The following is a 7,019-nucleotide window of genomic DNA, read 5'->3' as shown; positions in this document are numbered from 1 at the left end:
GATGATTCAAATCCTCCTAAAACGTCTTGCTTAACTTCTCAAACACTCTCTAAACGTAAAACCTTGAGAAGTTTAAATAAGCCTTCTCCATTAATCCCTAATGGTTGAATTTGTCCCTCTTTTTCAAAAATACGTAATGAGGAGTTCTCAGGAGAGTATATAAGGAAATTTCTTATTAGATTAAGCTTTTGATTCACAAATAAATCACCTGACAAATCTATTAAAAGTTCATGACCATCTTTTTGGTCTCTTATTCTTTCTGTAAATTCTTCGGGAGGTGAAGGCATATGAAGAATACCATTCCAGCTAGAATAAGGTTGATTATCATGCTGTAATGCCAATTCAAAGTTATTTTCTTCGTCTGACTTTAAATTTATTTTTATCTGTTTTGCAAGATTTTCTTTATCAAAAGCCGATCGCATAAATTCAGGTTCAGTAACTCTGATTCCCCTAGAATACAAAAACTCATTATCTAATTTATTGCTGGCAGCAGCAGACGCTAAAGCGATCGCTTCTAAAATATTACTTTTGCCACATCCATTCTCACCAATAAATACAGTTACCCTTCCCAAACCCAACTTTAGTTTCTGGATTGATTTGTAGTTCTCAATTTGGACTTCAGTAATCATAATTTGGTGGCATAAATGAACAGATCCCTGACTTTTTGGGCGATCGGCAAAGTTAGTCGTTAACTGTAGATCGAAAGTCGGGGATCTCGACACCTATATTTTAAGTTTTCTTGCGCCTAACTAGCTCCAATCGCTATAGTTGTCCCTGTTGTTGCATATAGCTCAACAGCCAGCTCGCAGCAGTGGCACGACGTGTTTGTCTAGGCCCAAATTCGCCAAGCTTGTAGCCTTTAAAGCCTAGGTTCTCTTTTAAAAGTTGCTTGTTTTCAGCGGGAATCGATCGCGTGAGTTGTACGTTAGGAGGACGATTTTCAATAAAATCGGGTGGTTCGGGATAGTTTTCTTGCCAAGCCTGTCCTACCAGACTGTTATCCCATTTTTGCTGAGTCTCATCGTAGCGATAGCCGAGGTAGTACCACAACAGCTTATTCACACCCGCATCATCGATCTCTTCGTGAATTATTGCCCAAATCGTATCTTTATTTAAAGTAGGGATATCTGACATAGGTTCTAGAGTAAAAAATTTGAGTTAACAAAAGAAAGCGGCTTCCCTTTGGTCAATCTGCCACCTTCTTTCTAAATAAGCACCATAGGCTCGTTGAATATTGTCCATGGTCATCACGTCTGTCGGAGAACCTTGCGCGATCAATTGACCGTTTAAAAGTAACAACTCGTCATAATTATGGAGAGCATCACCCCATTCGTGACAGCTTACCAAAAGCGTTTTTCCTTCCGCTTTTAACTCTGCATAAATTCTCAAAACCAAAGATTCTGTCTTTTTATCGATGGCATTGAGTGGTTCGTCGAGTAATAGCAAATCAGCTTGCTGTGCGATCGCGCGGGCTAAAAATACCCGTTGCTGCTGTCCACCCGATAACTGACTAATTTGGCGATCGCGCAGATCGTACATTTCTACCCGTTCGAGGGCTTCCCTGACAATTTCTTTAGACTGGCGGCTAGGACTGCGAAACCAACCTGTATGAGTAGTACGTGCCATCATCACCACATTCCAGACCGTAATTGGGTAGTCCCAATCAATCTGCGATCGCTGGGGCAAATAGGCTACCTGTTGGCGTTGCTGTTTGAGGGTCCTGCCATTAAAAAAAACAAGACCTTTAGAGGTTGGCACTAAGTCAAGCATAGCTTTTAGCAAGGTGCTCTTGCCTGCCCCATTGGGACCGATCAATCCGATTACAGAGCCTGAGGCTAATCGAAAGGAGATATCCGTAAGCGCCTGCACGCCTTGATATTGAACAGATAACTGCTGCACCTCAAGCATAAAATCGCTAAGTGACAATGATAACGGTTCTCATAGTATAGCTTGGTAGGGGATCTAGCAATCTGTTAAGCCATATTTTTAGCCAAAACCTCAGGCAAAACACTTGAATAGGCGATCGGGCGATCCTATTTTGTCGCACCCTCTTTTAAAACGGTTGATAGATGTGAATGATTCGATCGATCCAACGAAATTGGTAAGCCTCATTGGTCGCACCCCAGACCAGTTTGCCCTTAGCATCAAATCCTCGATCCCAAGTATCCATACCCTGCTTATGAAGAACAATGCGGTTTGTTATCTTTACAGCTCCCCTATGGTTACTCGGACATCCCCCTGCTTGCGTCTCACCTATATATTTCTCACCTTGAGATTTAAGGAAAACACTACATTGTGAATCGCCCAAGCTAGATAACTGAACCACTCGCTTAGCTTCTGGTTGACTGCATCGACCAATCCAATCTGTGGAATTGGGGATTTTAAAGATAGCGGATTGAATGCTGGAACCGTCGGCACTAGGAGAAATGCGAAGAAATCTCTGCCTGTAGGGTTTTGCCAAATCCTGAGACATCGCTTGTTCTTGATAGAGAAAGATAGCGGTATTGGCAGATGTGGCGTTCTCAACCCTAATTTTACAAGTGGTCATCCGAACGTTAGGAGCTTTAGGATTGATTTTGGCTTGAGCAGAAGTATCCATTGCACCGATCAAGCGCGATGCCACATCTTGCACACGTCGATCGCTGGAAACTAAATCTTGGGCGATCGCTGAGGTATTTGCAATTGCATTTACACCGAGCGCTAACGCAGTGCAGAGAAAAGCTTTACGATTCATAAAAACCTCGGAAGTGAGGATAAATTATAATTCTAGGCGATCGCGCGTTGAATAATATCCATACCTTGGCTTACCGTGCGATCGCGCCAGTTTCGATCCGCAGGAGCAAAGATTTCTTTCAAGGCTTCGCCAAAATTACGATCTTCGGATTTGGCATACCAAAATACCTGATTCTCAGCCCGCAGCATTTTGACTACCTTAAGCGTAGGATAGGTTCCAAATTCTGCTGTAAGGAAATCGTAGTCGCAGTCAGGAAATTTCGCTTTACACCATGCCCCCAAATCGCCATTCATAGGATAGGAAATTCCCTCTGTTGACCAAATTTCTAGCTTGTCAGATCCAAACTGCACTGCCAAGGCTCCAGCTTTCTCAGGCCGATCAATTTTTCCAGTGAATAGGATATAGTCTCCCCAACGCCCATAGCCCGTATGAAAATCAACATGGCAGACGCTCTCAGCTTTGCCAATCCAACGCGATAAATTTAATTCTAGAATCCTCTGCGTTTGTGCATGTGCTTGACCGCCAAAAAATAATCCTTTGGGATAATCATATTGCCCGACGGGTAGGGTTTCTTTTAAAGCCTTGATGCCATAGCGCAAAATCAACGCGATCGCTTTCAGCCAATAGGGCTCAAACCGAGAGGGTGGATAGGGTGGATTAAAGAAAGCATCTAACTGAGGGTAAAGGGCTGGACTACCTTTGTAGTCCTCTCCAGACAAGAGAAAATTACGATTGAGATCGATATTTTCTTCGTCCCAACGGCGCAAATGTACGAAACCATAGGGGTTTAATGCATGAATCAACACAAATGAGAGATCTGTTCTCAATTCCTTAGCGAAATGAGATTCCAAAAAGGCAAGTTGTATGGCAGAGCCAAGAAATCCCTCCACACCATGCAGACCGCTCGAAATCACAATAGTTCGTTTAGCATTCTCAGAACCTAAGATTGCCACGTCAATGGTTAAGTCTTCTCCATTGGGCGATTGCTGCTGGAATGGATGGGATTCCACACGACAGTTTGCAGCTTGCGCCAGACTGAGAAACCGCGATCGGGCTGTAAAGTAATCAGGGGAGAAGTAAGTTTGATATTCCATAAATAAAAACTGCTAGTTTATCCTGCGAACTCTGAGAAGAAGAAATTTGCCACGCTTGTCGATACTTCTTTGCTTTGAATATCGAGTGGCATTGTGTGATCTGAGCGATCGAACCACTCGATAGTTACTTTTCCAGTAGCCTGTGATTCGATCCACTGGCAAACAATAGGGTCGATTACCCGATCGCGATGAGAATGGGCAACATGTACGGGGCATGAAACCTGAGATAGGCGATCGCGACTGTATTCACTAACTTGTTGCAATACTTTAGATGCATGGGCATTACTAAATCGATAACTAGGGTTGTAACTCGACAATGCGATCGGATTCCAGAGATAGAGGGTTTTCCACCGCCCCAATAAAAATAAGGGAACTCTTGCCCAGATTGGTAATAAAAGCGCAGGTGCGGTAGTTGCGACGGCATCGACCAGTCCTTCGCTGGCTATTGCCAAGGCTAACGCTCCTCCCATGGACTGCCCGTAAAGCCCCACAAATTCATATTGCGTTCTTGCGATCGCAATCTCTTGACGAATCGCCACTAGCATATTCTCTAGGGTGAGATCTAATACGGCTTGCTTTTGTTCGGTGATTTCAGCATATCCATGACAGGGTAAGAGGGGAGCGATCGCAGCTATCCCTAAGTCGTAACATGCGTTTGCGATCGGGCGGATTTCGTAAGGAGTGGCGAAAAATCCATGCAGGCAGATAATGATGGCTTTGGGTTTTGGCTCGCGAGCGAGATAAAAGGGTAAACCATCGGGCAAGAGTTTATCTTTAAGGGGATTGGGAATGGGAGCGAAACCTGAGAAATATGGCATAGGAATTCAGAAAGAACTTTATGGCTCAGTTTGCTTGGGATCGAAATTTTTTCTTTGCCATAATTTCATGACAATTTCTTCGTGTTTTTGGCGAGAAATTGGATAAAAGTGAGCAAAAAACAACCCACACACCAAAACCAGAATGGGTAAGAGGCTAATCATCAAACGAATTGATAAGAGAGCAGCGATGGGTTGAACTGGTGTGGGTTGACCTGAGACTGAAGAGATAAAACCATTCCAGTCCAGGGTTTTTCCGACCAGAAATAAAGCAACGGCAATACCAATTTTGAGTAGTTGGGTCACAAATCCGTAAAAAACACCCTCATGTCTTTGTCCCGTTCTGAGTTCCTCATAATCAATCACATCGGGAAGCATTGACCCAGGGATGAGATAAACCACCGAAATTCCTGCTCCCGCTATGATTGCAAAGCAGTACATCAAAAAGACTTGACCCGGTTGAAGCAGAAACAAACCTACTTGAGCGATCGCCCAAAGAGGAATGCCCATAAAATAAACGGCTTTCTTACCAACTTGCTTCGCAACTATGCTCCAAGGGAACATCATCAACATTGCAGTGCCTTGGACAGCGATCGCTGCCTGAGTAAAGTGACTATCTGGCAATTCCATCCAATTCACAACAAAATAGGGAAGAACCGTCGCATTTGTTTGTACAGCAATCCAAGAAAAGAGATAGATTCCCATCAGCAATAGGAAAGGCTTATTTCCTAAGATCATCTGAATCTGTGACAAAAGTGGGAAAGAGTTAGAAGTGGTTTCATACAAGCTAGAATGTTTTTGCATCGCAAACAGGCGTTTGCGAGTTCCCCATACACAGATATAAATGGGTAAGATTGAGAGAATGGCAAATAGACAGCCCATCACTGCATATTTGCTACTAGGATCGGCAATCTTCGCAAAGATGATTTGAGCCAAAATTAACGATAGAATGCCTGAACCAAGTCCAAATACAGATTTAAAGCTATTGAGACTGGTACGTTCGTGATAATCTTGAGTGAGATCGGGGATGAGCGCGTAGTAAGGCAGGAAGACCGCTGTGAAGGCTGCATCGCCCAACAATGAAGTCACTACATAATACCAAAATAAAAAGGTCTGATTGAGATTGGGATTGTCACTAAAGTGAGGAACGATCCATTGTAGCCCGAACAAAACACCAAAAGGGATAGCACCAAAGATCATCCAAGCATGACGTTTTCCCCATTTAGACGCAGTACAATCGCTCAGCCATCCAACTAGAGGGTCATTGACAGCATCCCAAATCCTACCAAGCAAGAGAACCATACCTGCAAGACTTGGATTTAATCCTGCCACATTGGTTAGAAAAAATAGCTGAAAGAAAGCACGAGCATTGACCGTAATCGATCCACCGATATCTCCCATGCCATATAAAAATTTGGTTTTAAAATCTAATTTCTCCACCCTGACTTCAACCCTTTTTGAGTAATCGATGATTTGTTGTGTAGTTAAAGCAAATGAGAAATTCCCGTAATTAACCCCTTGCAGACACCCGTGAGAAAATCTAAATCGAGCGTTTCTAGGCGATCGCTACTCTTGTGATAGTGAGGATTTCGCATGTCTGCCGTATCTGTAATCATGATTGCCTTGTAACCCGCATCCCAAAACGGAGCGTGATCGCTACGACGCGTATCAGGTACAATCAGTCCACGCAAACCCGCAGGCAACCACTCGCAAGGCACAGAAGTTTTCATATGGTGGCACAAATAGATTAAATCGGGAATCGTCTGTATATTCCCAATCAGCCCAATAAAATCGCCAGTATTCGGATAGAAATATTGCAATCCTTTCGGATAATGCTGTGAGTTAGGGGTGCGATCGCAGTAGCCTAACATCTCAAGGGAAATCATCAGCCGTAACTTTTGATTCTGCTGTTTCAATCTCTCCACATAGGCTCTACTTCCCTGTAAGCTATATTCCTCCATGTCAAAAGCAATCAAATGGATGGGATAGTTGGCAGGATTTGCAGAAAGCGATCGCGCCAACTCTAGCAGAACGGCAACGCCAGTGGCATTATCATCCGCCCCCACACAACCAGGAACGGCATCATAATGAGCCCCAATGAGAATGGGTAATTCCATTTTAGAACCCTTCCATTGCTTCTGACTTGGAGCAGGATCGAGCCGCAAAATCAGGTTTGGGTGTTTATTCCCACGCACATCAAATTCATGAACTTCAACTTCGCCATACTGCGAGAGCTGCGATCGGATGTATTCTCTCACAAATAAGTGACCACCAGAGGCATAGTAGGGATCGCGTTCTCTTACGATTTTCTTGAGATGCTCTAATAAGCGTTCTTGAAGATTTTCCATGGTGCTTTCCATACTCAATTTCTCGGAG

General features: G+C 43.7%; 7 protein-coding genes and 1 pseudogene. All 8 read right to left on the bottom strand.

What is annotated here, in order from left to right:
* Positions 1-56: 56 nt before the first annotated feature.
* Positions 57-629: pseudogene (locus V2H45_RS14870) on the bottom strand (AAA family ATPase); the annotation flags it as partial.
* Positions 630-762: 133 nt separating this feature from the next.
* Complete coding sequence (locus V2H45_RS14865; RefSeq protein WP_330484435.1) at positions 763-1,134, bottom strand: DUF1823 family protein; 372 nt, start codon at positions 1,132-1,134, stop codon at positions 763-765.
* A gap of 24 nt (positions 1,135-1,158) precedes the next feature.
* Positions 1,159-1,908 carry a metal ABC transporter ATP-binding protein gene (locus V2H45_RS14860; protein ID WP_408648795.1) on the bottom strand — a complete coding sequence of 250 codons (750 nt, stop codon included), beginning with the start codon at positions 1,906-1,908 and terminating at the stop codon, positions 1,159-1,161.
* Between the two features lie 145 nt (positions 1,909-2,053).
* Positions 2,054-2,734 carry a chromophore lyase CpcT/CpeT gene (locus V2H45_RS14855; protein ID WP_330484433.1) on the bottom strand — a complete coding sequence of 227 codons (681 nt, stop codon included), beginning with the start codon at positions 2,732-2,734 and terminating at the stop codon, positions 2,054-2,056.
* 32 nt (positions 2,735-2,766) lie between these two features.
* A complete protein-coding gene (locus V2H45_RS14850) occupies positions 2,767-3,828 on the bottom strand; it encodes a DUF2817 domain-containing protein (RefSeq protein ID WP_330484432.1) in 1,062 nt (353 codons plus the stop codon).
* A 17-nt stretch (positions 3,829-3,845) separates the two neighbouring features.
* Positions 3,846-4,646 (bottom strand): alpha/beta hydrolase, encoded by an 801-nt coding sequence (locus V2H45_RS14845; protein WP_330484431.1) that lies wholly within the window; start codon positions 4,644-4,646, stop codon positions 3,846-3,848.
* 18 nt (positions 4,647-4,664) lie between these two features.
* The gene (locus V2H45_RS14840; protein WP_330484430.1) at positions 4,665-6,083 is read right to left on the bottom strand and encodes an MFS transporter; all 1,419 of its coding nucleotides are present in this window, start codon (positions 6,081-6,083) and stop codon (positions 4,665-4,667) included.
* 44 nt (positions 6,084-6,127) lie between these two features.
* Positions 6,128-6,991, bottom strand: coding sequence for a M20/M25/M40 family metallo-hydrolase (locus V2H45_RS14835; RefSeq protein WP_330484429.1), 864 nt, complete (start codon positions 6,989-6,991; stop codon positions 6,128-6,130).
* Positions 6,992-7,019: the final 28 nt, after the last annotated feature.

Source organism: Tumidithrix elongata BACA0141 (assembly GCF_036349135.1).
Lineage (GTDB): Bacteria > Cyanobacteriota > Cyanobacteriia > Pseudanabaenales > Pseudanabaenaceae > Tumidithrix > Tumidithrix elongata.
Note: the sequence above shows the minus strand (reverse complement) of the source record. Positions and strands in the feature narration are given on the sequence as shown.

Coding starts and splice junctions, on each gene's coding strand:
- V2H45_RS14865 (WP_330484435.1), bottom strand. CDS start 1,134: ATGTCAGATATCCCTACTTTAAATAAAGATACGATTTGGGCAATAATT.
- V2H45_RS14860 (WP_408648795.1), bottom strand. CDS start 1,908: ATGCTTGAGGTGCAGCAGTTATCTGTTCAATATCAAGGCGTGCAGGCG.
- V2H45_RS14855 (WP_330484433.1), bottom strand. CDS start 2,734: ATGAATCGTAAAGCTTTTCTCTGCACTGCGTTAGCGCTCGGTGTAAAT.
- V2H45_RS14850 (WP_330484432.1), bottom strand. CDS start 3,828: ATGGAATATCAAACTTACTTCTCCCCTGATTACTTTACAGCCCGATCG.
- V2H45_RS14845 (WP_330484431.1), bottom strand. CDS start 4,646: ATGCCATATTTCTCAGGTTTCGCTCCCATTCCCAATCCCCTTAAAGAT.
- V2H45_RS14835 (WP_330484429.1), bottom strand. CDS start 6,991: ATGGAAAATCTTCAAGAACGCTTATTAGAGCATCTCAAGAAAATCGTA.